Origin of the sequence: Paenibacillus sp. FSL H7-0943, from assembly GCF_037963265.1 — a bacterium.
GTDB classification, from domain to species: Bacteria; Bacillota; Bacilli; order Paenibacillales; family Paenibacillaceae; genus Paenibacillus_AQ; species Paenibacillus_AQ odorifer.
The window spans coordinates 1,064,418-1,088,827 of the sequence record NZ_CP150148.1 but is presented as its reverse complement, the minus strand read 5'-3'; the positions used below and the strand labels follow the sequence as shown (position 1 = coordinate 1,088,827).

General features: G+C 46.4%; 20 protein-coding genes. 6 read left to right on the top strand and 14 right to left on the bottom strand.

Translation table 11 applies throughout. From position 1 onward, the window contains the following. Positions 1-54 precede the first annotated feature (54 nt). The 5 genes from NSQ55_RS04705 to NSQ55_RS04685 form a co-directional block, all read right to left on the bottom strand. Complete coding sequence (locus tag NSQ55_RS04705) at positions 55-696, bottom strand: beta-mannanase (protein WP_076099551.1); 642 nt, start codon at positions 694-696, stop codon at positions 55-57. 24 nt (positions 697-720) lie between these two features. Continuing rightward, on the bottom strand, positions 721-1,995 hold the full coding sequence (locus tag NSQ55_RS04700; protein WP_076129588.1) for a VWA domain-containing protein: 1,275 nt from the start codon (positions 1,993-1,995) through the stop codon (positions 721-723). 293 nt (positions 1,996-2,288) lie between these two features. Beyond that, positions 2,289-4,691 (bottom strand): transcription initiation factor TFIID, encoded by a 2,403-nt coding sequence (locus NSQ55_RS04695; protein WP_081394015.1) that lies wholly within the window; start codon positions 4,689-4,691, stop codon positions 2,289-2,291. Positions 4,692-4,695: 4 nt separating this feature from the next. After that, positions 4,696-8,085, bottom strand: a complete 3,390-nt coding sequence (locus NSQ55_RS04690; RefSeq protein WP_339171600.1) for a tubulin-like doman-containing protein — start codon at positions 8,083-8,085, stop codon at positions 4,696-4,698. Positions 8,086-8,173: 88 nt separating this feature from the next. After that, entirely contained in the window at positions 8,174-9,991 is a 1,818-nt protein-coding gene (locus NSQ55_RS04685; RefSeq protein WP_076185016.1) for a vWA domain-containing protein, read from the bottom strand. 205 nt (positions 9,992-10,196) lie between these two features. On the opposite strand from NSQ55_RS04685, the gene NSQ55_RS04680 reads away from it, so the two are divergent. From NSQ55_RS04680 to NSQ55_RS04670, 3 genes are all read left to right on the top strand, one after another. Then, entirely contained in the window at positions 10,197-10,349 is a 153-nt protein-coding gene (locus NSQ55_RS04680) for a hypothetical protein (protein ID WP_155986556.1), read from the top strand. Beyond that, positions 10,342-11,268 (top strand): hypothetical protein, encoded by a 927-nt coding sequence (locus tag NSQ55_RS04675; protein ID WP_076185015.1) that lies wholly within the window; start codon positions 10,342-10,344, stop codon positions 11,266-11,268. Before NSQ55_RS04680 ends, NSQ55_RS04675 begins: the two co-directional genes overlap by 8 nt. 147 nt (positions 11,269-11,415) lie before the next feature. Continuing rightward, positions 11,416-13,188 (top strand): hypothetical protein, encoded by a 1,773-nt coding sequence (locus NSQ55_RS04670; protein ID WP_076302825.1) that lies wholly within the window; start codon positions 11,416-11,418, stop codon positions 13,186-13,188. A gap of 562 nt (positions 13,189-13,750) precedes the next feature. On the opposite strand, the gene NSQ55_RS04665 is transcribed toward NSQ55_RS04670, so the two are convergent. The 4 genes from NSQ55_RS04665 to NSQ55_RS04650 form a co-directional block, all read right to left on the bottom strand. Next, positions 13,751-15,151 carry an ADP-ribosylglycohydrolase family protein gene (locus tag NSQ55_RS04665; RefSeq protein WP_339171591.1) on the bottom strand — a complete coding sequence of 467 codons (1,401 nt, stop codon included), beginning with the start codon at positions 15,149-15,151 and terminating at the stop codon, positions 13,751-13,753. A 513-nt stretch (positions 15,152-15,664) separates the two neighbouring features. After that, complete coding sequence (locus NSQ55_RS04660) at positions 15,665-16,219, bottom strand: pyridoxamine 5'-phosphate oxidase family protein (RefSeq protein ID WP_339171589.1); 555 nt, start codon at positions 16,217-16,219, stop codon at positions 15,665-15,667. Positions 16,220-16,874: 655 nt separating this feature from the next. Then, the gene (locus tag NSQ55_RS04655; RefSeq protein ID WP_280753481.1) at positions 16,875-17,156 is read right to left on the bottom strand and encodes a hypothetical protein; all 282 of its coding nucleotides are present in this window, start codon (positions 17,154-17,156) and stop codon (positions 16,875-16,877) included. A gap of 434 nt (positions 17,157-17,590) precedes the next feature. Further along, positions 17,591-18,163, bottom strand: a complete 573-nt coding sequence (locus NSQ55_RS04650; RefSeq protein WP_076302822.1) for an effector binding domain-containing protein — start codon at positions 18,161-18,163, stop codon at positions 17,591-17,593. Positions 18,164-18,319: 156 nt separating this feature from the next. Between NSQ55_RS04650 and wrbA the strand changes: the two genes are divergently transcribed. Further along, complete coding sequence (gene wrbA / locus NSQ55_RS04645; protein ID WP_076138996.1) at positions 18,320-18,955, top strand: NAD(P)H:quinone oxidoreductase type IV; 636 nt, start codon at positions 18,320-18,322, stop codon at positions 18,953-18,955. 80 nt (positions 18,956-19,035) lie between these two features. Here wrbA and NSQ55_RS04640 read toward each other — a convergent pair whose 3' ends face one another. From NSQ55_RS04640 to NSQ55_RS04620, 5 genes are all read right to left on the bottom strand, one after another. Further along, entirely contained in the window at positions 19,036-20,028 is a 993-nt protein-coding gene (locus tag NSQ55_RS04640) for a Gfo/Idh/MocA family oxidoreductase (RefSeq protein ID WP_076185062.1), read from the bottom strand. 50 nt (positions 20,029-20,078) lie between these two features. Next, a complete protein-coding gene (locus tag NSQ55_RS04635; RefSeq protein WP_081387265.1) occupies positions 20,079-20,429 on the bottom strand; it encodes a DUF1648 domain-containing protein in 351 nt (116 codons plus the stop codon). A 37-nt stretch (positions 20,430-20,466) separates the two neighbouring features. Beyond that, positions 20,467-20,793: a nucleoside triphosphate pyrophosphohydrolase gene (locus NSQ55_RS04630; RefSeq protein WP_076129598.1), complete on the bottom strand. Its 327-nt coding sequence runs from the start codon at positions 20,791-20,793 to the stop codon at positions 20,467-20,469. Between the two features lie 40 nt (positions 20,794-20,833). Continuing rightward, positions 20,834-21,229 carry an 8-oxo-dGTP diphosphatase MutT gene (gene mutT, locus NSQ55_RS04625; protein ID WP_339171578.1) on the bottom strand — a complete coding sequence of 132 codons (396 nt, stop codon included), beginning with the start codon at positions 21,227-21,229 and terminating at the stop codon, positions 20,834-20,836. A 167-nt stretch (positions 21,230-21,396) separates the two neighbouring features. Then, on the bottom strand, positions 21,397-22,110 hold the full coding sequence (locus tag NSQ55_RS04620; RefSeq protein ID WP_076194409.1) for a YceI family protein: 714 nt from the start codon (positions 22,108-22,110) through the stop codon (positions 21,397-21,399). A gap of 147 nt (positions 22,111-22,257) precedes the next feature. Here NSQ55_RS04620 and NSQ55_RS04615 point away from each other — a divergent pair, with 147 nt between their 5' ends. Together NSQ55_RS04615 and NSQ55_RS04610 are read left to right on the top strand one after the other, a co-directional pair. Continuing rightward, positions 22,258-22,941 carry a response regulator transcription factor gene (locus NSQ55_RS04615; RefSeq protein WP_232061150.1) on the top strand — a complete coding sequence of 228 codons (684 nt, stop codon included), beginning with the start codon at positions 22,258-22,260 and terminating at the stop codon, positions 22,939-22,941. After that, positions 22,929-24,344 carry a HAMP domain-containing sensor histidine kinase gene (locus NSQ55_RS04610; protein ID WP_339171573.1) on the top strand — a complete coding sequence of 472 codons (1,416 nt, stop codon included), beginning with the start codon at positions 22,929-22,931 and terminating at the stop codon, positions 24,342-24,344. The genes NSQ55_RS04615 and NSQ55_RS04610 overlap by 13 nt, the downstream gene beginning before the upstream one ends. The last annotated feature ends 66 nt before the right edge of the window (positions 24,345-24,410 follow it).

Genomic DNA, 24,410 nt, shown 5'->3' with positions numbered 1-24,410 from the left:
GTACTTGCTATGAACGCCACTGCTCATCACCCGCTTGTACGTGTAGACCGAGTCTCACTCCGGTACCAATTCGTAATAAAGCCCATATTTCTTGCCATCGGTGAAAAAGATGCGTACAAAATCATCCTTACCGATTTCAATCGGCGGAAGTACATTGCGTCCAGGAGCGAAATCCTGGACGAAGGGAAAGAGAATACCATCCTCTTTCCCTGCCGGATGCCCTCCACGTTTCTTGACATAACAGAGGACATCCCGTGCCACGGGCACTTCTGCCGTAATCGCCATATGTACGGTCTTTTGTTTTCCGAATAAGGCCTTTTTTTGTTGAATGGAATAATAGATCCGGGCTTTGCCTGCACTGACCATCACCCGGTTCACACCATCATTTTGCCTCACTAGGGCAGTCTCACCGTTCTCAGCAAGACGAGCAAATATCGTATAGGATATCAATCCGATCTCATCCAATCGATCACGATAACCATTGTTAGATTTGTATTCCTCACGAGTGTAGAGCTTCATCCCGATCGGCGGATCATCTCCGGTTCCCATGTCAGCCGCTTCTGCGGAGGTTTTGTGGATGTACACCGCCTGCACGCCGTCCGGCCAGCGCCATCTCAGCGTACAGAATCGGTCATCCACTTGGGATGTCACATCCGTTATTCCCGGAGCGGAAGCATTAACCTCGGCGTACCTCATTACTGTAAACCCCTTTCCGCTACACTAGAATCCTTTGCTGTTCCGGCTTCTGCGCCGACCCGGAAAGTTATCCGATGCTGGTGCAGGCGCTGCGTTATTGTTTCTTCTATTTCGATAAATACGTCCTTCTCCTACCGGAATGACGCCTGTAAATAATGCAATAATAGCAGCTAATATAAGAACAGCCAGAAGACGAATAAGACTATCTGTAAAGGAGTCACCGCTAAGTCCAAATTCCAGAATCAGTCCTGCGAACAAGCCTGATATTACGCCGCCAATCCCAAAGCTTTTAGCCAAATGACGGTTATCAAACATAATTCCCAGACCTAATCCAAGCGCAGCTCCCATCAACATCAGTGACAAAATACGAACCGCAGCATAATAAGGACTGTCTGCCGTTGAATCACTGCGCTCAGTTAGCAGCGTCCGATCTCCCAGACGGTCATAGATCTGCTGAAACACATCGCCCAGTAGGGCTGAATCCTTGACATCATAATAGTGTCCGCCTGTCACTCTCGCAATATCCTGCAACAGCTGAGTGCCTGCTGGATCATTCAAGCCCAGACCAATGGTATTCACGGCAATGCCGCGCTCTACATAAGCCTGCAACTCTCTTGTGGTATCGAAATTACTCACTCCGTCAGACAACAAGATGACCATGGCTCCTTGGTCTTTTTTGCCGTCACTGTCAATCTCCTTGAGTGCCTCCGAGACCGCACCGCTAATATTCGTGCCGCCTTCGGTTGGCTGCAGATTATCGATTGCAGTCAGCACCTTCTCACGATTCTCCGAATTTGAAAGTGGCGTTAAAGGTTGGACAACTACAGCTTCGTTGTTAAAGGTCACCACGGCTACCTTATTGTCAGTGTCCATTTTTGTAATTAACGCTTTTGCTGCGGAATACCGGCTATTATCGGGATCACTCTGCGTCATACTGCCTGAGTCATCGATAGCCATCACCACATTCTTAACCGGTCTGGCACCGCCAAAATTCAGTTCATAAACGAACTCCGTTAAGGCTCCAACTCCAAGTGCAAGGACAATCATCAGAGGCAGCAGCTTCCACGATAACCCCAGGTAGCGTTGTTTCCATGAAGCTCCGTTCAGCCGTGGCGAGATCATCTCTGCAAGCAGGCAGCCTACACCGACTCCCAGCGCCACAATGGCAAAATAAATACCCACAAGCAGGATGGAAGGCAGATCGTTATACCAGCTTAGCAGCCATTCGCCAAAAAGAAAGGCGACCCCGCCGCCGATCAGACTGAAGAAGAGCAGCAGCAGATTGATTTTTCTCTGCATCGTTATACTTCCTTTCCGGGTAAAATCTGAATTGTACTCTTATCCTTTAAACAATCCGGGGGTTATGCTGCCCGATAAACGGGCTACCCGGATGTGATATCATCCCCCAGATTGCACTTTGTGCAATAGAATGGAGTAGGAGGAACAACTATTTCTATTCTATTGCATAGTGTGCATTGGAAATAAGGAGAAATGTCCCTATCCCGGAACTCTAATTAAGCGTTATATCCGATGACTCTATTGCACAAAGGCAATAAAGGGACTCAAAGTGAGGGGGCCTAACTATTACGCCATCAGCGCATCTCAGGAAGCTGATCTTCACTCAGCCCATGGAGCTGATAGCCATTCTGAGCATAAGTCTCATAATAGACCTTACCGTTGCGATAATAGAGCAGGTCTTCTAAATGAAAGCCGCCCATCAGGTTTAGCTTCTCCACTCCGCTCCTCCGCTGCTCATGCACGAATCCTAACCGGTAAATCCGGGTTGTCTCATCCACTCCAAATGCGTAGCGTAGGAATTCTGATGAACTGTCTCCGAAGAAATATTTCTCCTCATGACGATGCTCTTGCGTATATTCGAATAGCCGAACATTAATAGCCGCGCCCTCTTCTAAATTATGATACAAGCGCTTGAACAGCTCTTCCCTCGATAGAACCTGACGATTCTCATAGGCTGCCGCAACATTTGCACGCCGCAGAAGCTCTTCCTCAAAAGATAAATTGAAAGGTTCTGCTGTCAGCAGCTCCCGGCGGCAAATATCAATCAAACGCTCAATCACAGCTTCTTTCCCTTGTTCTAAGAGCTTGGAGATACTACCCATGTACTTCTCACTGAAGAATATTCCAGGTCCACGCCGGGTTTCGATATCCTTCATCACTTCTTCTGTGACTACGCGGTAGTATTCCATTACGTTCTGGCCCGTTGTTTCGTTTGTTCGCCCAATGCTGTCCATAACAGTAATACGCAATTCTTCCTCCAAAGTCTCCATAGCTTTCACACGGGCCATACTTTCCATATGAAGCTGCTCAAGTGCAGATTCCAAACGACTGCATAGGGCAAGCTCACTTTCTAGGCCCAATAGTTCATATTTTTTGCCATATACGGCTGAGAATAAATAATGAATGAAGTTACGTACTGTTCTTTTATCAAAAAGCGGCACACGCTGGAACGGCTGGCGCTCCACGCTTTCTGCGTAAAGGTCCTCAAGCTCCTCCTGCATGGAGAGAATCGCGGAACGCAGGCCTGCCATATGCTGACGTAAAAGATGGAGCACACTTCCGGCTTCATCACGATCTGCCGTCCACTCCGCAAGCTGATAAAAGCTTACCGCTGGCGTAGATGTTTCCTGTGCCGCCAGCATAGTGCGCCATTGGCGTAATGGATTCATTCCCTCTACTCTCCGGTTTGACTCTGCCACAAAGTTATTGCGGAAATAAGCTTCGCCCCCGTCACCGAACAACTGCCGTTCAGCTTCACGAAGTGACAGCTGCTTCAGTTCATTATAGGTAGGGCGTCCGTGACTCATTAACCCCGTCATTTCATTCAGGCCGTCTTTCTCCGGAAGTAGGTGTACCGCGTGTTCCCGCAAGCTGTCAGGGTCCAGCCCTAACAACGCCTGCCGTTCACGTATAGTCCACGAACTGCCCTCACGCATATCGGAGACAAGCCGCCGGAACGCATGATACAGCACCGCCAAAGCAATTTGAACATTAGGTCTTCTTACCCCGGAAAAGCCAGCAGAGGCGTAGCCTTGTCTTCCAGTGCTGCCCCTGATGCCGCTTTTAAAGGTCATATTGTTATATCCGCCATGACCAGTAGCCTGATCAGAAGCCGAGCGGACCCGATTTTTGAGCAGACTAATATGAGAAATAATCTCGTAGTTGTCATCCATACCGTGTGCAGACATCATACCGCGCTCATTCTTATCGGAGAGCAGATACACAAGATCAAATAATGCGGAAGGACCATGGGCAACTGGAATCGACAAACCGTCTTCCGTCACAAGTAGCGGCGCATTAAACTTATAGTCCGTAGCTTGCATTCTGTCCAATTCACGCAGAAAAGCCAGCCCTACTGAGCTGGAATATCCAAAATTATCCCCTTGCTCCCGCTCATTGATCAGAGCGTAGAGATCTGTCTGTACGGACTTAAAGGACTGGCCGAGTACAGCACGAGCCAGCAGTGTAATTTCCGGCAGCAATACATTAAGCGGATCATCAACCCGCGTAATGATAGAGAGATGGATGACGTCAAAAGATGAATATAGACGTCCATAATCCGCTATACTGTTGCTCAGCCGCCGGATAACTTTATTCATTTCAGCAAGATAACGTGTATCCTCATGAAACTTGCGGTAAAGTTCATGGCGCACAGTGCGTGGATCTGACCCTGCCGTTTCCGGCAAGGCCATGGCCAGCACCCGGTCTTTTCCTCCCGCAACAGATCCACTTATACTTCCGTCTATTCCCTCTTTTGCCGCACCTGACACAGCATGTAATGCCATAACACCGCCGGCGTTATCCCATTTTCGTTCGCAGCTATCCAGCACCGGACCGATGGCCGGAGCAACCTTGTCGCCTACGAACAGAAACAGGGCAGGGTAATGGATGCTGCTGCGTCCATCCCCTTTGCTGCGCTGTGCCTCTTCCTGTACCGCATATTGTTCACCATAAGATAATGCCTGTGTTTTGATCATAGGCCTATTTCAACTTTCTGCGGATACTGCCGAGCTTGCTAGTCATGCTCTTGTAGAATCCGTACATCTCATCGCCGCTCTCATACTCTACCCGTTCGTACTCCAAGCTATCGCGTGCTTCCAGGAATGATACATACAGTCCTTCCAGCTTATAGAGCAGCGGGGTAACGTCTTCAGCGGCAGTCATTTCACCTGCACGACGTGCTGCCTTACGCAGCAGTACGCTGCGGCTCTTCTCATCCAGCTCCCGGAAGTGCCGATACACGGCATACTCTACGTAGCTGCGCTCTTTCATCAAATTAGCAAACGGCTCCCAAGCGTCCTCTTCTTCATCACGGTCATAAACGTAGAGTGCGCCTTTTTTGATAATGCTGTCCGTATACAAAGCTTCAATGAACTGATCCATCCACTTATCTTCGTCCAGATATTGATGAAGCACACCTTCAAGCTCAGCTGCTTTGGCAGTCAGTTCAGCATATTTAGCCAGCTCCACACGAACACGTGAAATCAGCTGCGGTGAACGAATGAGATTCTCCTGCGCCATGTCCTTGTTGATGCTGCCAAAGATATCTTTAATGCCTTCCCGCTCCAAGCCCTTCTCACGCAGGCTCTTCAGCTCATCAACCGCCTTCTTCACTTCACCGAGATTTGGGCGTGTGGATTGCAGCTGCATATCGAAACCGTTCAAAATGGCGTCCAGCTCAAAAGGTTTGGTGAACACAACAGAATATCTGTTACTTGTGTTCTCATCTACACCTTTTTCAATAATGACTCCACTTGCCAGCGCTTTTGCAAAGTCTGCACGCACTCTAGCGTTATAATCACGTACACGAGAATTGACGTAAGTGTCGCCCCATGATTTTTCTGGAATCGGAGAAGGCAGGTACGTCCAGTTGTTCTTATCCGTCATCACGAGATGGCGGCCGATCCCTTCCTTGTCGAGAATGGTCCGCTCATAGTTCTCTTCAAACACCCGCAGCGGCGTGTATACGAAAAGTGGCACACCATTACGTGTATTAAGCCAGAAAATACGATTTTTCACTTGGCTTTCCTTGATCGTAAATTGCGATTTGCCAAGCGCATTATTCTGATAATTACGAATCCCTTTTAGGATACCCGGCGCTTTAACAGGCACGGAAACGAAACCCCATGATGGGAAATGTAAGCTACCCGAGCTATTGCTAAGGTGGAAGGTAGGCACAGCCTCTTCGTCCAATTTACCGGCAATAATCCGCTCAACGAATTTATCCAGCGGCTCTTCATGGCCGAATTTCATCACAAGGAAATCCTCCATCGAACGGGTAATCAGATCCCCAAACTTATCGCTAAGGAATTCCGAAATTGAGCGAACGATATCAATCTCCTGCTCTTTGACCCAACGTCCGGAATGCTTCAGCATTTCACGGGTGAAGTCACGAATCAGGTCGTCGCCGTCCTTCTGATCCATGATCTTGGAGATGGTCGCCGAAATATCCGGCACGTTCACAATGTTCCAATAATAAGTTTTGTTTCCTTTATAGTCTGCCTGCTCTTCGCCATTGATAAGGATGTCCCCGTTCTTGGCAAAAATCGAGCTAAGCGCACTAAGAATCTCTGTAAACACACCGTAAATCCGGCTGTTCTCATCGTTTAAGAGCTCATATAAGTCCTCGTAAAATTGAATCATTTGCTCAGTGCGTTCTACATCGGCGTGCAGCCAATACTCATTGATTTTAGCCTCAATATAGGCATTTTTCTTCTTCTCTTTGGAGACAAAAGCACTGCGGGCATCGCTCAGCTTCTCATCCGCACTGTCCTGCGCTGTCTCAATATCACGTGGCAAACGCAACAAGCTTTCACGTAAAGCCTCAATATAAGACTGAATCAGCTTCAAAATACAGAAGCCCTTCTCGGTATACAGCAAGCGGGAAACGTAGAACGGCCCTTGCTCTGGATGCAGGAAGATGCGCTCCAGCTCTTCACTGAAACGTCCCACAATTTCGCCAGGCAGCTGCTTTTTCGATTTGATATATTCTTCACGGGCACGAGCCAGGAAGTTCTGCTCCAGCTCTGTATCCATGCTTACCACTTGATTCTTAACAACATTGGCATGGCTCAAGCGTTCGCTGTTCTCGTAGCCTGGCAACGGCTCAGGCACACGGGATTCAAACGTCTTGATCATACTGTCGAGATCAATTCCAAGCTTACGTGCGAATTTCTCTACATCCTCTTGACCTGGCGCCTGCTGGAACATTTTTTCCATTTTATCAAACAAGCGGAAAGCCAGGTAAGTCGTCATTTCCTCAATCGGAAGCACAGCGGACGAGGCACCGATAATGTTGTATTCATAGTTAGCTGGGTAGGTCTTGTTCATCTGCGCAATGTTGGTGCGGATATTACTGATATAGTCATGGATGGCGAATTCTTCACCAGACTGTTTTTCTTCACTCGCCATAAAGTTCGTGATGTTCTCCGCCGTTACGTTCATACAGTAATCGTACGCATTCTCCAGCAGCTTACCCTCGGTATTCGTTGCAGAGATCAAATGACATAGATTAAATGGAGGCAGCGGTGAATTTACCGTCAAAATATTACCGTATTGCTGCTGGAACCGCTCACCACGACTGTCCACATTCATCCAGTAATCCAGCTCTTTTAGCGCTGCATAACCGTTCTTGCGAATATATTCACGCGTGTGCTCGCTTAGACTTTTATTAGACAGGTTCACGTCAGGTGTAAAGAGATAACCCAGTGTGTTCACACGGTCAATACCGGCTGATCCGTAGTCACGTTCAATAATACCGCGTACGATATAGGCAATATCCAAGAAAGCCCCACTGCCTGTACCGCCCGACAGACCTGTCAGCAGAAAGACCATCAGCTTTTTGTTAGTGCCTACGGATAACGTCTTGATCTTCTTATCAATCGCTCCTACAACCTGATTAATCTTGGTGAACAAAAGCAGACGTCCAGCCTGCCGCACACCAGCAGCACCATTCATACCATCTGTAATACTCAGCTCAGGTGACAGCCAATCCGTAATATAGGAATCGAGGATACTGCGGTTCTGCAACAATCCACCGATTTCGGCATTCGCCAACAGTACAAATTCATTTTGCGGGTCCAGCCCAATGCCTTTGTATTTTTTTCCACGATCCTGTTCATTCGTCTCAAAAGCTAGAAATTCCACATTATCCGGCTTGTCCCGTTTCTTCTTGGATATCGGATCCTCCGGCAGCTTAAAGCGGCGGTTAATCTGATATTTAAGACGCAGCAGAGCATCAATGCCCGTGCCGCCTAGTCCAATGATCAGGATCGGATTATCAATCGTATCCACCCTGATCTTATCGCTGACAATCCCGCCGCCTAGTGATACATCCAATTGCTGTATATGCTCTCTTACTACTGGTTTCATATGCTTATCCTCCTAAAAGTTTTGCGGAAGCTGTACTTCAGATATCTTGCAGCAAAACTGTTTCTGCGGCATACATTGCCATTGCCTACTATACTAAATATTCCAGATAAATCGTCTTATCTACCGTCTGTAGAGATACTGAAACGCGGTCCCCACTCTTCAGTTCAAGACCACGCGAAGCATCCGCAGCACGTCCGGATCTCTCCACAGTAACACCTTCTCCGCTGCGTAACAGCAATCGGTCATTCTTAGCCGGTGTGAAAATAACAGTTTCGCTCTCCTTCAGTTCAGGCGCCAATTGCAGCAGCTGATGAAGGGTGAACTTGCCCTTGAAGCCTGCAAGCTTCTTATATTGTGGGTAGGTCTTCTCACCCGTATTGCTGTCTTTAACCTCTACTACCAGCTGTCCAACAAAACCACGTGCCGATTTCTTATTCAGCACATACCATGCTGCACCCGCTGCCAGTACTAAAAGAATGCCCCCTATAATGTAATACAGGGTTTTGGATGAGGCTTCCTTCAGGGGTTCTTCGTTACCAGTCCCTGTAGAAGGTGCTGTTGTTGCTGCTCCGCCTGTCTTCGCGCTGATCTGGACAGGTGCACTTTCCCGATAAAAGCTGCTTTCCTCTGCCCGTACCTTCAACTCGTAGTTATGGCTTTCTTTTACCTCAAATGTACCCTTGAAGACAGCTCCGGAGTTATCCAGTTCGATTTCTTGCACATCACCTGTATCAATATCTGTAGCAAGCAGTACCGCCTTCATATCTTGATACAAATTACTGAGTGTTACCTGAGTACCGTTGCTGAACAGATGCGAGGTGATGTCGATTTTATCACCCTTTTTATAGGTTGCTGATGGCAGCGCATCGATCTTAAGCTCCAGGTCATAGTTAAAGACTAGATTAATATCAATCTTATCCTTTGGCACACCTTTAACCTGAAGTTTCCAATCTCCTTCCTGCGGTGACAGTAGCTTAATCAAGCTATAAGTAGAAGACTTGGACAGCAGGACATTGTTTGAGGGGATCGCAACTTCTTTACCTGACGGGTCCGTTAATTTCGCTGTCACAGGCTGTGAAGACATAATTGAGATATTGGCTTCCAAAACACTGCCGTTAGGCACGTTGACGGTCACGTCCTGATAATCGCCATTTGCAGTAATCGACTGCACAGGCACTACCTTCAGCTTCAAATGGCTGGCAAAAATCTCACTCAGGATTTGCGGCAGATCGTCTGCTGAGTCCGTCGAAAATGCTTTACCACCCGTCTCATTGGACAGGTCGGCGAGGCTTTGTTTATTCAGCTTGCCATCTGCATTAAGTCCAATGGTATAGATGGGATAGCCATTCTTTTTAGCAACCTCTACGGCCGCCTTCAGCTCTTTATCTGATTCACTTTGCGTCCGGCCTGTCGCTTTGTTGAAATCGTTATTGCCGTCAGCGAGCATTACAATGATAGGCTCATGGGAAGGGTCACTTCCATTCTGCAGAACCTTTACAGCTTCCTCTACGCCAATAGCGATATCGGTGTAAGCTCCTCGGTCCAAACCATCAATAAAATCCTTCAAATCCTGCTTATCGCTCTCCGAGCTAATTTGCAGCAGGGCCTTTTCCCGTTGCACCTTGTCGGTATAGGCAACAATACCTACTTTATCACCTTGGGTGGATAACATATCTATGAACATTTTCATCGCTTCGTTGGCGATTTTGTTCTTGTCACTAGTCTTCATGGAGTTGCTGACATCAATAAGAAGCACAGCGTCAATGTGAGATTGCGCCGACGTTGCCGCATAGGCCTTAACAGCTGCAAAAGGCGAGGCAGCTAGACAAAGAGCCAGGAGCAATGCCGGAAAGATACGTAGAAAGAGAGTCTTGGTTGTTCTAATACTTTGATATTTACGAAGCATAAATAGGGCTCCTCTTGTGTTATATTAGGCACATATGACAGGTTCAGCACTATCGCTAAAATCTGTAAATAGCATGCCATTATGATATAATTAAACCTTGTAAACTTCAACTTTAGGACCGCCGGACCCAGTGCATTGATGCATAGAAGATTATCATTCTAAAAGCCATCTGGACTGCAGAGCGTCCATGAGAAAGGATTGTTCCATGATTTCATACGTCATTCTTGGGATTACGTTCCTAATTGCCGTAATTCAGATTTCCATTTATGCCGCACATCAGCGCAAACCACTGACACGTGATGATATTAACGATCGACTGCTAGCCGCTTTGAACGGAGGCGATAAAGGCCGTGAATAAGAAAAGACCCGTTACCTTCCGGCCCTTCAAGGCACCTCGTTACGCTTATGACAAGCTGCGCATCTGTCGCCACTGCGGGCGGTATACCGCTCTTGGCGAAGACCGCTGTAGAAAATGTGGCAGAGCCTCACTTATTGCTGTAGAGCAGCACGCAGCATCACTAGCCAGACGGAAGATGCATACCCGCCTACTATTCATCTTACTGCTCACACTAGCCTCTGTCTATTTTGGAAATAGCATCCAACAAATGATATTGTGTGGTGCCGGGGGTCTTGTGCTTGCTGGACTATTGTACTATACGCAGCGAAAAGTAAGGCAGAACGAGAATCTTCGTTCTCTCAATGAGCTGCTTGGTCGTGGGATCGGCATCATCAAGGAAGGGCTGGAGGTCAACCGTCAGGAAGCTGTCTCCGTACTCCGTGAGGATGATGTTCTTGCCTATGAGAAGCTGCGCGAGCTCTCCATCCTGCTTCGCGGCGACCGGATCGCGCGGCAGCGAGTGGCTTTGCTGCATGGATTTTTACTCCGCAAGGATATGGATCTAGAACTGGAGCAGCTTCTTCTAAAAGACTTCGAACCACTGCTAGCCGAATATATCGGCGAGATCGCTAAAGTCCGTCCCGATCTCATTAAGGATCGTACACTACGCTACGTGAAGAACTATGAAGTGGAGATTCGCCAGATGGCTAACGGCTTAACCATCCTTACGAGCGTTGCAGGAGCGGCGGTAAGAATGAAGCGTTATGCCCTGCTCTACTCCAATATGATTGGCCGATACGTGCAAGATCTGCCCAAGGACCGTTTTATGCGGTTGTCCAAACTCATTGCTGCGAATCCCCATGAACCTTGGAACGGCTTAGACCTCAGGGTAGCTGACATTCGTGAAGCCAAATATCGCTGGGACCCGGAGGTCCAATAGACCTGAAAGCTAAGGTGAACCAATATAAAGCAAACATCCTTATTGATGACAACCAACCGTTTCTCAAAGAAATATAAGGATGATGTATACCGTAAAACTTATACTTTCTTAGGCTTTCTTATATTTTGAAAAAAGAGGCTACTCTATATGACGTTCAAACAATTAATAACCCTGCGAAACTTTATGATCATTTTGTGTATATGCATGCTTGTGCTGCTTGGACAGAAGGTTTTTCTCATCGCAGATAAAATACAAATCACCAAAGAAGCCGACCGTCTCTACGCTGCCGGGGATCTGATTAATGCAGAGGATCAGTACCGTCAAGCAGCGGCCAACTATTCCATTGATTACCAGGAAGAAAGAGTCGCAAAACGTCTGGATGAATTAGCTCCAATCACAGACATCCGCAAAGTTCTGAATGATTTGGTAGCCTCTACTAAGGAGGAAGCAGCGACTAAGGATTTTGCCGGATTTATGAAAAGCTATCAAGCTCTGCTCAGTTTAAAAGCTACATATATGAAGCCAGGCGGTCCCTATGAATCCTATTATCGCCAGTTATCGTCGGCCTCAGGCATTTCAGACCAGTTCACCTCTTATTTCCGTCAGTTTAAGGAGCAGTTCCTTGCCGATCTTGCCCAGAACCAGAGCGGAGGGGTGAGTAATGAAGAGAACTTCAAATGGAATCTTTTGCAGATTCCTGATGCTTATTATGGAAGTGCAGCTTCCAAAGAGGATTTACTAGCCTCAAAGTTTAAAAGCCATGACACAGCTATATTAAAATCCTTAGCAGGAGCAGGAAACTTTACCGGCATGCTGGAAAGCACCCTGTCCCTGTTGAGTGCTTATAGCCAGCATAATTACGAAGCTCCTTGGGTACTTCAACAAGCAGAAAGCAGCGGGAAGATCATCCTGAACAAAGATCTTGAAGGTGACAATATCACAGCTTTTGCTGGGCATGCTGTAGCTTATCGTAATTTTGCAGGATCGGCAGGCATCACGTCATCCAAGGTGCTGACTTTGATCGATACTAGTAAGGCTAAGCTACTAAAAAACGCCAAACGTCTGACAACTAAAGGTCAATATGCTGAAGCGATACAATTATACGGAGATCTTGCCCCGCTAGAAGATACTTCGACAAACATTGCCGCTACTAGGCTGGCTTGGAATATCGCAGAGCCTGTTCGCCTCCTTCCTGGCGGTGAAGAGCAAGACAAATACAACAACGTCATCTCCCGCAAAGGACTATTGGGCACAAAAGTGATCGTTGCCGGGACGGATAATAGTAGCGTGCTCTATTATGCCGCGATGAATAACGACGACAATGTGGTCACATTAACCGGAAACAGCTTGCCACGCTTCGAGAGTCTGCGCAGTCTTACTTTTAATGAACAGTTGGCAACCTCTTCAGGTGTACCTGTGGTTTTAGCCCAATCTGAGGTTGAAGGTGGACGCACCCTTTTCACAGCGTATGAGATGAAATCAAATGGTATTTCACAGTTATTTTCTTTAGCTGGCGATAGTTATGAACTGCAGTCCGATGACTCTATTCTCGTGCCTAATGCGGATCTTGGAGACGGTGTTGACGGGCAAACGGCACTTTACCGTAAAGTAGACGGCAGCTATCAATTCGCGGAGATTGTTCAGGAGTATGCTGTAATCTCAGCTGCGGATCTTACCACTCATCCTTTTGAAAAGGTCACTTTTCATTGTGAGATCATCGTAGATAACTTCGGCAATAGTCTTGCTTACTCGGATGGGATTTATATTTTGCTCCAAGGAGAAGTGGGTTCCGTTACAGGTAACGCGTTAGTTAGTGGCCAATATCAGAATGGATATGAGCTCGTTGGAACAGACATGGGCGAGCAATATGTGCCTGTGTTTATAGTGGAATCCGTAGGTAGCATGAGCTTTGGGCGGTAGGGATTTGGGATACAGGATACGGGATACGGCATACGGGATAACCTTGTCTTTGTGTCGGCTCGACGATCCTGTAAGCTCCACCACTTATAGCAACTAGCGTTGGACAGCGCTTCGATGGTTAATAGGTACGTAATGCCATGAAGATCACATAGCTCGTTAATCATTCGTAATTATCCTGTAGTCTAAGTCTCGTTAATTTACCTATTGTGGATGTTTTTAACAAACCATTGAACTTTCAAGTAATCTGCTCTAGACGCTTTCACACCATTGGTTACGCATCATCCCTTATGTGATCTACGTTTGATGTAACATCTTCAAGCAAATTTGCCATTGTTAGCAGTACCTGTTGCTAGACAAAAAGACACTAACCGGGGGTTGGTGTCTTTTTTCCATGTACTAGCAGTCTATGGATAGCTGAAAAAAATCAAAAAGTAACCTGTTACAGGATAATGTCGTATTGCATTAAGCACGGTGACTTTTACTCAGCTACTCAATTGGCACTTTTAATTTCTGAAGCACTTCTATATAGGTTCCACTTAACCATTTTTTGATGAAATCAAATTCAAAGGTTTAAATCGGTGTTCTCGTTTACATAGAGCTCGCTGGGTTCAATTCGATGTTGGTGAGTATGCAACAGCTCTGGCAAACGCCCCATCCGCTCAGCCAAACGGGATAGCTTTTGCTCATGAAAATTAGATAATCCCGTATGAATCCGGTCTTGGAAAGGCTCAAGCCATCTTGTTTCCAGGCTGTCAGAACCGAAATAAACCCCGAGCAGAGTGCCTGCTGTTGCTCCAAAACTATCCGTATCGTTGCCTTGCATCACCTGCTTGCATATCCCGTCACCGACATTGTCTGCAAATCGAAATGTATTAATTAAGGTACCTATTTCCTGATAAACCTGACAGTGATTATAATTTGCATACTTATGGTTAATGCTCTGATAAGCTTCCAGCCAGTTATCTGCATTCGCTACCCTCTGCAGGCAATCCTGAGTAATCTCATAGAATCGGCTCCTTCTAGGTACGAATTGCAGTGCAGTACTTATTATTTTAATAGGATCGCGCAGTACTTGCGCAACTGCAATCGCAGCGGCGATGAACATCGTGGCGTAGATCCCCGTCCGGCGATGTGTAAAACTTGCATCACGCCAAGCTAGCTCAGCGGCAAGAGCGGGTTGACCGGGGCAGGCATAACCGTAAGCATCTGCGCGAATCGCTGCTCCGCATAGTTCTGTATCTTGCACCATGAAGTCGGGCCAAGCCTCTATTTCAGAATGATTGAATAGTTCTCTATCATGCTCCAAATAGCTAATCCCCGATCGAAGCAAGATGGTCCTCTCCGGCCCCCAAGTAGTACTTATCGGAAGATGATTTATCCATAAATCTCTTAAATTTCTTTTCGTAAAACCATCGCCAAATTGTTCTAACGCCATCATTCCCATTAATGTGTAATTGATATCATCATCAGGTGCCACATAACGAATTCGCCCCCGCGTCGTCTCAAACCAAGACCAATGTCGACGATCCAAAGCATGGAGAACTTCATCAGAAATGTAATCATTCAGTGGCCATTCCCCTACAGAAGTTAAAGCTTTACGCAATTCCGACAAGCTGGGGTTTACCTCAATCGGTTTGCCTAGCATTGAACCACAGACTGAAGCGAGGAATCCCGCCTCTACACGTTTGGAGCTATCCTTAAGATTCAAGATTCCGACTTGGCCTAAAGGTCGAGCCGGATCGCATTCCTGCCATATCACTTCTAAATCGTTTGGTTCATAGTAAGGCCAATTGTCCCTCATTGGAATGTCAGCCAAGCTATGAGCGAATTCCAGATAGGCATCGTAGCTTGCGGGAAGCTGTTCCAGCTTGGCTAAATAACCCGAGGTTAGATGCCCCTGTGCAAATTTATTGCGTAAAATCCCCTCTAATTGACGTTTAAGAAATGCGAGTGATGGCAGCATGCTGTATCTCCTTTGTCCGTTTATTAATCTACGTAAAATAACTTCTACATGAGAATGTAAACGATGATTGATGGAAAGCAGCCCATCCCATCGCCTTCATTATAAGTTTAAATAAACGAGCATGCGATGATAGAAATAACAGTAAAAGCAATAAGTTTAATAGACTATTAAATAGGGAAAGACACTCTAAAAAACCCTCCAATGGGATGCCAAATGAATCGTCACCCTTATGTCCTTCATTTTTTCGATTACGGGATTACAGGTTACAGGATTACGGATTACGGGATTACTTGTTGCGTTCAATTAGCTTATTACTTTGCCTAATGAGATCGAATGTAATGGTTTATAGCATACACTGTATCCACCTAGTGAACATTTATAATGAGTAGTCAAGCAACTATAGCGACTTGGGTGTACATATACGAAGCAGACAACTTTGAACGACTTGGGTAAACAATCCCTACAGATAGTACGCTCCTTCTGCTGACCATGAGAATGGGAACTCCTGTCTGGTCAGTTTTTTTGTCCAAGAGGTGTGGGTAGCCCGTCTATACTCTTTGTGTTTTTCTCTTGTCTATATTCTCTCAGCCCTGCCTCACCCTTTTGGATAGACCAACGCTGCAACGTATCCCGCTCACCCTCATAACTCATGAATGGGACCGAAAATCCGCAGGAAGTCTGTACTTTATGAACATCTATCAAAATGATCTGTCTAGCTCCAGGCAGAGATGTAAACAAAGGGGACAGTGTTTCCCATTCTGCTGATTCAGGCAAAATCACAGCCCCTGTTCCATACAGTCTTAAAATATTAGGCGGCCCCTCAAACGCACAAAACATAACCGTCACTCTTCCATTTTCCAGCAGATGCGCGCTCGTCTCATTACCGCTGCCAGTCATGTCTAGATAAGCCACCTGATTAGGAGACAATATCCGAAAACAATCATGTCCCTTCGGCGAAAGGTTAACATGCCCATCTTCTGAAAGCGGCGCCGACCCTACGAAAAAAAGATGCTGCCGAAGAATAAACTCTTCATGTACAGGTAGTATAGCGGTAAATTGTTTTCCCATTTGGCATTCTCCATTTCTGTATATTTGTGTGTTGGCTAATTGGTCATCTCTACTCAACTCTATCGGATCCGCCGACTCAATGAGTTCCATGAACTACATGAACTACATGAACTACATGAACTACATGAACTACAACAGCTTCACCAATCATCTCAGTTCCATCAACCACATTTGCTTAACTAACTAGCTTTGCCGACTACATTAACTTCTATAGTTACATTAGCTCTATCAACTCCGTTAGTTTCACCAACTGGATCAGTTCCAAAAGTGCATTAACTCCATTAACAATACCCACTCCAATAGCTCCTCCATCAAACTAACTTTGACTAGGTCCAAGCGGCGTTTGCCGCTAATGTAGGGCATTTTTGTCTCTCTTTATTGCTACTTTGGCTCGGGGCGGCTAATGTAGAGCACTTTCGCCTCTCTTTCTTGCTACTTTAGCTCGGGGCGGCTAATGTAGAGCACTTTTGCCTCTCTTTCTTGCTACTTTGGCTTGGTGCGGCTAATGTAGAGCACTTTTGCCTCTCTTTCTTGCTACTTTGGCTCGGTGGAGCAAATGTAAGGCATTTTTGCCTTTGTTTCTTGCTACTTTGGCTTGGGACGGCTAAGGTAGAGCACTTTTGCCTCTCTTTCTTGCTACTTTGGCTCGATACCGCTAATGTAGGGCACTTTTGCTCTTATTTCTGACTAATTCGACGTTATGCAGCTGATGTAGAGTATTTTTACCGTACATTTCCGCCACTTTGGCCCAACCCAGCAAATCTACGGGATTTTTACCGTACATCCCCGCCACTTCTGCCCAATCCAGCAAATCTACGGGATTTTTACCGTTCATTCTCGCCACTTGAGCCCAATCCAGCAAATCTACGGGATTTTTACCGTACATCCCCGCCACTTCTGCCCAATCCAGCAAATCTACGGGATTTTTACCGTACATCCCCGCCACTTCTACCCAATCCAGCAAATCTACGGGATTTTTATCGTATATTTTTCCGCAGACACATTAGTTAAGTATATATACTCTAGGGCTTTTCTTATGTCTCCCCCCGTCTGCCTAAATGCAAGCCTCAGCAAGGATTAACAACACATCCCGAGAATTTTAAGCTGTTTATATTCTCTTCCACCGTCAAGTAACCCTTCTCCCCGGTACCTAGCACGTCAGCAAAAATAGGGACTACCTCTCGGCAGCCCCCCTTTCTCTCGCAAGCTGCTTGATACTACTATCAGAAGCAACTCCCTTAAATCCCTTTTTCCCTTTAAAACACATCCCTTTAAACACTTTTCTATAACACTTCCTATAACACTTTTCCCTAAAAAATCTCCCGCTTAAGCACTTAACCCACTAAGCACACAAAACCATCCTTCCCCTATCTATTCAATCGCAATATAAATCTCAACCTGCGTGTCAGCAGGGTCGAAATTCCGTGAATCATAAATCTCAAAATCCCCCGTGTAAGTTCTTACCTCCCCAGACTCCTTAAAGTACGCCCAAATCTCCCCCCACGCTTGCGCGACTACTTCAAATACCGGACCTTTTTTCGTCTTAAAAACCATGTATTTGCTCTCCGGTACAGCCGCATAGGTGAACTGGTTTTCCACTAGTTCGCTTTCCTCTAGCTCGTTTTCCTCTAGCTTGCTTTCCTCTAGTTCGCTTTCCTCTAGCTCGCCTTCCTCTAGCTGCCTTCCCTCTATATGTCTCTCCTCAGCTACTTCATGCCCGATCACAACGGTATACGCTCCGCTCGCATCACTCTCATAATCCGTATACAAAGCATAGATATACTCAGAATTTACCGTAGCTATCTGCCCCGCAATATTACTCTGAAAATAAGTTTCCCACAGCTGCGACAAACCTCCATCAGGTCCCATTTCTGCTTCATTAGTTGTGCGTATGCTAACCCCCGCCAAGGTCATTTTTGCTTTCTCTACAAAATAAGTATTCATCCATTCTCCCTCATTTCCTGTGATTGAACTTAGTATACACAGGCAAAGTGGACATCTGTCTGTCCAGTTCGAATAGATTGATTTCATTCTGGGTTATAAAGACCCCTTTAGGGTAATTAATAGTATGGAACTACACTCGAAGGGAATGACTACAGCATGTCAAAAATCAAATTAGCTGTCATCTACTACAGTGCCACAGGAACTAACTACCAGCTAGCACAATGGGCCGCGGAAAGCGCAGAAAAAGCAGGAGCTGAGGTAAAACTGCTGAAGGTGCAGGAACTGGTCCCCGAGGACAAAATTCAAGCAAATCCAGCCATGAAAGCCCTAGCTGAAAAAACAAAAGATATCCCAGTCGCCACACCCGACGATATAGTCGAAGCGGATGCGATTATTTTCAGTTCCCCAACCCGTTACGGTAACATTGCTTCCCAGATGAAGCAGTTCATTGATACAACCGGTGGCATTTGGGGCAAAGGACTAACAGTAAACAAAGTCGTCAGCGCCATGAGCTCAGCACAGAACCCGCATGGTGGACAAGAAGCTACGATTTTGGCACTCTATACGTCGATGTATCACTGGGGAGCCATTGTTGCAGCACCCGGTTATACCGATCCAGTCACATTCGGTGCGGGAGGCAACCCTTACGGAACAAGTGTCAGTGTAGATGGAGACGGTAAAATGATCGAAGATCAGGATCGGATCCGTGACGCTGTTTTTCATCAAGCGAAGCGTACCGTTGAAGTGGCCGGCTGGGTCCAGGCAGGCAAAAACGCCAATAATCAGAACTAGAGCAGCTTAGTTAATATAACAACACCCCTCGGAGCTACTTGTGTAGCACTGCGCCGAGGGGTGTTTAATTTATATTTTAATTACTCTCCAGGGTATTTAAGCCCCCACTGTGCACGGACTTGATCCAGCAGTTTCAGAATCGCTAACGATTCATCCAATGTCATCACCGGACTCTCTGTAAGCCCTGCCTGAAGACAACGTCCTACTTCCTCCGCTTCAAAACAATATCCAATAGAAGCACGGTCGTCCACAAAGCTCTCTACCTTCTCATCTCCTATATAAAGCGCAGCCGATTTCGGGTTCACTAATGTACCCTCTACAATAATACGGCCTTCTGTGCCAAACACATGCGCTTCCTCCAACATGTTAAGACGAATACCACCGTTCAACGAAGCGGTTTTCCCGTTACCATATGACAACAGCATCGAGAAATGCTCGTCCACTCCAGTCTCACCTATGTGCACTGTGCTGGAAATAGACTCAGGATGAGGTCCAAACACCATGGAGGCAAAAGAAACCGGATAAATCCCCACATCCAGCAGCGCACCCCCGCCCAGCTGCGGATTCAGCAATCTGCCTTCCGGATTCCAGTCGGTACGAAACCCTAGGTCTGCCTTCACCAAACGAACATCACCGATTCTACCCTCAGCAATCCATTCTCTAACCTTCACAATCGCCGGGATGTAGCGACTCCACATTGCCTCCATCAGGAATAGCTTATGTGCTCTAGCATAGGCCACAACTTCTTCCAATTCACCGCTGTTTACGGTAAAAGGTTTCTCACACAGGACAGCTTTGCCTGCACGCAGCGCCATTAAAGCATTTTCTTTGTGAAAAGGATGCGGCGTTCCAATATATACCGCGTCTACATTCGGGTCATTCAGCAATTCCTCATAGGTTGCATAGGCATGCGGAATCCCATGATTTTTAGCAAATTCATCGGCACTTTCCTGAGATCTTGACCCAACGGCATAAGCCACACCATTACTGGCATGCGCCAAATCAGTAACAAATTGATGAGCAATCCAGCCTGTGCTAATAATTCCCCATCTCACCTTGTAAGCGTTGTCCATTTTCATTTGCATGTTCCTCCTAATCCTTCTGCTAAGTCTCTTTAATTCTATCAGACCATTCTAATGAATGTATAGGAACTGATGCCAGCAAACACCACCGTCACCACCAAAATAGCAATATTCCAGATCTTGCTCAAGGCCGCTGAGTGCTCGTTAGAGCTTTGAATAAACGCTTTTTGCAAAAGGAACTGTAAAAGCTTCATGATTATGAATCCCAAACAACCCAGCCCGCTTTGCAAAATAACCTCCAGACTAGCTTTACTTACAAATCGATCAGCCATGTTCCCATCATAATGAATCGGCACGGTATCCGGCATTTTGGAATAAAGAAATAAATAAATAGCTACAGGAATCAAGGCCACCACACTGCTTAAGATCATCGTCAGTTTGGTTTTGAACAACGTTTTACCCTCCTTGTGCGGAAAAATAATCTCCCCGTTATTCTCCTTCCACTTCAATCAGATATATCCCCTTCTTAAATCCACCGCGACGTTTAGCTTTCTCTGCACGTTGCTTCTCCAGCTCCACGCTATTGCTCCCATGTGTCTCCGCCAGAGCCTGAATCACTTCCAGCATATCGGCAAGCTCCTCCAGAGCTTCTTCATCACTTGCTGCCTGTAAATATTCCTTCGACTCTTCTTGCAATTTTTTGCGTAGTTCAGTTATGTATTCTTTGGACTCTAATATCCTTGTGTTAAAATCTTTACCTTGAGAAGCTATCAAATCGGGGATGCCGTCACGCACTAGCTTTTCATATACAGGCATTTAAGCTCTTCCTTTCTTCTATATTATATTATATCTCCCTTCAATCCGGCTTTGATTCCATCACTAGACGTTCTACAAAAGGAAGATCTGCCGGAGCAAACATGAACTGATCCAGTTCAGCCGGAAGCACCCACCTATGTTCGTCGTGATCCACCAGATCAATTACACCTCCCTGATACCGCGCTTTCCAAGCAATCAATTGGATCTTTATCTCTCCATAGTTATGCTCGTTGATGCCAAAGCTCTCATAGGGAAGGATTGTGATCCCCATCTCTTCCTGAAGCTCTCTTTGCAGACACTCTGCGATGCTCTCATCCTGCTCTATTTTGCCACCAGGAAATTCCCACAGACCTGCCTGCAATTTACCTTGCCGCCGCCGGGCAATAAGAATCTGCCCTTCTTCATTATGTATAATTGCTGCCGCCACCTTGATCACAAAGAACACCTCCACTATTGCTAGTTATTCGACAGATACTACTATTAAAACATACAATTCATTCCAAACCAAAGAGACTCTCCCAAAAGCCAACACGGCCTGGGAAAATCTCTTCAGTACAGTCTCTCTATAAATTTCACAGCAGCGTTATCCTTACGAAAGAGCTACTATTTTGTCAGCACAAGCTCCAAACGAACCTCAAGATTATTTTCTGTATCCAGTACAACGGTGTGGGGATTGCTTAGACCAAAGTCAGAAAAGGCCACTGTTGTCGTTCCCGACAGCATCAACTGTCCCCCGCTATACGCCGCTTGCGACTGAAAGGTGACGTCCTTTTCTACTCCTTTTACGGTAAGCGTCCCCTGCATTTCAACAGGCACAGTTGCTCCTTCAGTCCATTCTGCCGGCAGCTCCGAAAATGACTTCACTACAAACGTGGATTGTGGAAATTCCGTAACGGATAGAAAATCCTCTCCTTTTACATGCTCGTCCCGTTGGCTATTGCCAGAATCCAGAGCGCTCATATCCACTGTCCCTTCCCCGGCCATCGAAGTAGAATCCTCTATATTTACCTTCCAGGTACCCTGAACTTTGTTGTCTACGAAGTTTACTGTTTCTTTAGAGGTCGTCACTGACCAATAGACTTTAGAGGTTTCCCCAAGGGTCCAATCCCCGTTTAATTGTTCGGCTGTGACCGCCACCCCTGCTGATGCTCCAGTGTTATTTGTTGTCTCTCCAGCATCTGCTGTTGTTGCTTGATTTGGAATCACGGACTCGATCTCTACATTATTGCCCAGCGATTTATCCAGTAATGTATAACCTGTGACTACTCCTACGATAATAACTCCTGCAGCGATCAAGGCTATTCTTTTTCTCTTCATCCTGTTCCCTCCAATATTCATAATTTCTGTATGCTTTCAAGCTCGTCCCTCATTCTAACAAAGCAATATGTCGGGAAGAAGTCAGAGCAGAACGGGCTATGATGTGTTAAACTTGTCGTAAATTTTATGGACTGGAGGTACTCCAATTTGACGAAATCCATTCTTGTTGTAGAAGATGAAGAAGCCATCTCTAGGGTCCTCAGTGCTTATCTGAAAAAAGCAGGCTTTCAAGTCACCCGTGTAGCCGATGGACGCGCTGCGCTGGAGTCTTTTGCTATATCTCCTCCTTCATTAGTATTACTAGACATCATGCTGCCAAACATGGACGGCTTTGAACTGCTTAAGCTCATCCGTGAAAAAAGCAGCTGCCCTGTGATCATGCTGACGGCAAGAGATGGGATCAATGACCGGCTAGCCGGCCTCGACGGTGGTGCGGATGATTATATGTCTAAACCTTTTATTCCCGAGGAGGTGGTAGCACGCGTGAACGCTGTCTTACGCCGTCCCTCGCAGTGGTCTGATGGCAGCCGTAAACGGCATTATGGCAGTTTGTTTATCGACTTCACAGCACGTGCTGTCTTTTTAAATGGGGCTGAGCTGAGTCTTAGTCCTCGGGATATGTCAGTGCTGTTATTTCTCGCTGAAAGACCTAATCAGATTTGTACGCGTGAGCAATTAATAGAATTTGTATGGGAAATGGATTATGAAGGAAGCGACCGGGCGGTAGATTTGTCGATCAAAAGACTACGCCAAGCGTTGTCGCACTGGCCTACTAGTGAGGGGGAAATCCGTACCCTAAGGGGGACGGGATATCAATTATGGACAACTTAAAGAGAAACAACGCCAAACGTACCTCTATCCTTTCTTACTGGACGATACGTTATCTGCTCATTATTAGTGTAGGCCTGCTCCTCACAGCTTTAGCTACATTATGGTGGATCCGTCAGGAGGCTATGAGCAATCGTCTGCAGACTGCGGGGCTTTTGGCACAGGAGATTGCAGATCGCAGCTTAAATATGGAAGGCTCCATTGAAATCAGCCAAAATCTCGAAAAACTGATCGAAGACCGGAAGCGGTTTTTCAAGTTAACCATAGAGATGTGCGTGATCATTACTGATCAACAAGGTCAAATGCTATTCTCCCTGCCACCTCTAACTGACAAGGAAATGAGATATAAGCTAAATGATAGCCTGAACGACTCCCGCAGTCCGGAGTTCAAAGCTGCTGTGGCTCCCATAAATTCGGATGACAAAACACTGGGACAGGTTATTGTCCTGCAATCCAAAAAATCACTGCGGCATATTCCACAGGAGGAGATCATATTTTTCTCCATACTGCTGCTGTTTCTAATCATCTTAAGTTGGCTAACCATTTACCTCTTATCTCGTAAACTGGCAAAACCCATTCAGAAGGTAGTCGAGGCAGCGGCTCAAATCAGCCATGGCCGTTATGATATCATTCTAGATAAGGATGCTAAAGAGCGGGAAATTCATGAGCTGATGATGTCTTTTGAAGAGATGGCAGGCAAGTTACAGCAATTTGAGCAGTCTCGAGCCGTAATGCTGGCCGGAGTCTCCCATGAGTTGAAAACACCCGTAACCTCTATTAAAGGCCTGGTGCATGCCGTCCGCGAAGGGGTCGTTGAAGGTGATGAAGCTGTGGAATTTCTGGATATTGCCCTGCTGGAGGCTGGGCGGTTGCAGCGAATGGTAGCCGACCTTCTGGATTACAATGCCCTGACTGCAGGAATGGTTTCCGTTCGTCACGACCGACTCGATGCCGTACCACTACTATCAGAAATCGTATATCAATGGAAACTGACACAGGCGGAAGATGTTGCTGAACCCGTGCTTCATATGCCGATTAATCCCTTATTTTTGCGTGGGGACTCCCTTCGTATCCAGCAGATAATCGTCAATCTACTTAATAACAGTGTACAAGCCAAAGCTCCGGATCGAAAGGTGCAGCTTACAATAGAACTGCTGGATCAGCAAGGTCATGGCTTTGCCGAAATCCGTGTTCAAGATAATGGGCTTGGCATCTCATCCAATCATAGTGAGCATGTCTTCGAAGCCTTCTTCCGGGGCAGCGATAAGCAGAGCACACTGCGTGGTCTGGGACTCGGCCTAACCTTCAGCCGTCTGTTGGCCGAATCTATGAACGGAAGCCTCGTGCTTGAGGAGCACTCAGACAAAGGCTGCACCTTCGTGCTGTCTCTGCCGCTTGATGATTAAAAAATAGTCTGCGATCCATCGACATGGTATAATCATGTGCACAATCACACCGAAAACCGGAGGCTG

Excerpts from the sequence above, each read along its gene's own strand:
- NSQ55_RS04705 (WP_076099551.1), bottom strand. The coding sequence starts at position 696 with ATGAGGTACGCCGAGGTTAATGCTTCCGCTCCGGGAATAACGGATGTG.
- NSQ55_RS04700 (WP_076129588.1), bottom strand. The coding sequence starts at position 1,995 with ATGCAGAGAAAAATCAATCTGCTGCTGCTCTTCTTCAGTCTGATCGGC.
- NSQ55_RS04695 (WP_081394015.1), bottom strand. The coding sequence starts at position 4,691 with ATGATCAAAACACAGGCATTATCTTATGGTGAACAATATGCGGTACAG.
- NSQ55_RS04690 (WP_339171600.1), bottom strand. The coding sequence starts at position 8,085 with ATGAAACCAGTAGTAAGAGAGCATATACAGCAATTGGATGTATCACTA.
- NSQ55_RS04685 (WP_076185016.1), bottom strand. The coding sequence starts at position 9,991 with ATGCTTCGTAAATATCAAAGTATTAGAACAACCAAGACTCTCTTTCTA.
- NSQ55_RS04680 (WP_155986556.1), top strand. The coding sequence starts at position 10,197 with ATGATTTCATACGTCATTCTTGGGATTACGTTCCTAATTGCCGTAATT.
- NSQ55_RS04670 (WP_076302825.1), top strand. The coding sequence starts at position 11,416 with ATGACGTTCAAACAATTAATAACCCTGCGAAACTTTATGATCATTTTG.
- NSQ55_RS04665 (WP_339171591.1), bottom strand. The coding sequence starts at position 15,151 with ATGCTGCCATCACTCGCATTTCTTAAACGTCAATTAGAGGGGATTTTA.
- NSQ55_RS04660 (WP_339171589.1), bottom strand. The coding sequence starts at position 16,219 with ATGGGAAAACAATTTACCGCTATACTACCTGTACATGAAGAGTTTATT.
- NSQ55_RS04655 (WP_280753481.1), bottom strand. The coding sequence starts at position 17,156 with ATGTACGGTAAAAATCCCGTAGATTTGCTGGATTGGGCAGAAGTGGCG.
- NSQ55_RS04650 (WP_076302822.1), bottom strand. The coding sequence starts at position 18,163 with ATGAATACTTATTTTGTAGAGAAAGCAAAAATGACCTTGGCGGGGGTT.
- wrbA (WP_076138996.1), top strand. The coding sequence starts at position 18,320 with ATGTCAAAAATCAAATTAGCTGTCATCTACTACAGTGCCACAGGAACT.
- NSQ55_RS04640 (WP_076185062.1), bottom strand. The coding sequence starts at position 20,028 with ATGGACAACGCTTACAAGGTGAGATGGGGAATTATTAGCACAGGCTGG.
- NSQ55_RS04630 (WP_076129598.1), bottom strand. The coding sequence starts at position 20,793 with ATGCCTGTATATGAAAAGCTAGTGCGTGACGGCATCCCCGATTTGATA.
- NSQ55_RS04620 (WP_076194409.1), bottom strand. The coding sequence starts at position 22,110 with ATGAAGAGAAAAAGAATAGCCTTGATCGCTGCAGGAGTTATTATCGTA.
- NSQ55_RS04610 (WP_339171573.1), top strand. The coding sequence starts at position 22,929 with ATGGACAACTTAAAGAGAAACAACGCCAAACGTACCTCTATCCTTTCT.